The sequence below is a fragment of the Stenotrophomonas sp. P5_B8 genome, from assembly GCF_054049855.1.
In genome coordinates this window covers 1-1,173 of sequence record NZ_JBFULO010000712.1, presented here as the reverse complement: position 1 = coordinate 1,173, position 1,173 = coordinate 1, and the positions used below count along the sequence as shown (strand labels likewise).

General features: G+C 66.7%; 1 pseudogene. It reads left to right on the top strand.

Annotation, left to right across the window (positions count from 1 at the left end):
• Positions 1 to 266 precede the first annotated feature (266 nt).
• Positions 267 to 1,173 (top strand): annotated as a pseudogene (locus ACXJKH_RS20900) (ABC transporter ATP-binding protein); the annotation flags it as partial.

Genomic DNA, 1,173 nt, shown 5'->3' with positions numbered 1-1,173 from the left:
CATCCAACCACCGCGCGGAGCCGGCCAGCGGCCGGCACTACCGTGTGATTGCCGTGCTGCGGTGTGCCGACCAACGGTCGGCACCTACCGCGTGATTGCCGTGCTGCGCCGTGCCGACCAACGGTCGTCACCCACCGTGTGATTGCCGTGCTGCGCCGTACCGACCAACGGTCGGCACCTACCGATTTGGATAATTGCGCGCTTTGGTGTCGTAGCGTGCAACGCATTCATCCCTCCGCCACGGCACGGGCGCGCACAATAGCGGCATGCCCGCCTCCCCCGCCGCCGGCGCTTCCGGCCAGAAGAATCCCAGCCTGCGCGAACGCTTCCAGGCGATGCGCAACCTGCCCCCGTTCCTGCGTCAGGTCTGGCAGACGAGCCCCGGCCTGGCCAGTGCCAGCCTGGGCCTGCGCCTGATCCGTGCGTTGCTGCCGGTGGCGATGTTGTACGTGGGCAAATTGATCATCGACGCGGCGCTGCACCTGAGCCAGCACGAAGCCGGCTTCCCGCCGTTTGGCGAGGCACTGTCCAGCGGCGTGCTCAATCCACTACTCGGCCTGCTCGCACTGGAGTTCGGCCTGGCGATCGTCTCCGACCTGCTGGGCCGCGCGGTGAACTATGCCGACAGCCTGCTCTCGGAACTGTTCACCAACGTCACCAGCGTGCGGCTGATGGAGCACGCCGCCGAACTGGACCTGGAAGACTTCGAAGACCCGGACCTGCAGGACAAGCTGGACCGCGCGCGGCGCCAGACCATGGGCCGGATGAACCTGATGAGCCAGCTGTTCGGCCAGGTGCAGGACGCCATCACCGTGGCCAGCCTGGCGGTGGGCCTGCTGGTGTACGCGCCGTGGCTGATCCTGCTGCTGGCGGTGGCGCTGGTGCCGGCCTTCATCGGCGAGTCGCACTTCAACGCGGCCGGCTATTCGCTCAATTTCCAGTGGACGCCCGAGCGCCGCCAGCTCGATTACCTGCGCCAGATCGGGGCCAGCGTGGAAACGGCCAAGGAGGTGAAGATCTTCAACCTGCACCGCTTCCTGATCGAGCGCTACAAGTTCCTGGCCGACAAGTTCTTCCACGCCAACCGGGCGTTGGCACGCAAGCGCGCGTTCTGGGGCACCTTGCTGGCCGCGCTCGGCACGCTGGGCTATTACACCGCGTATGCCTACATCG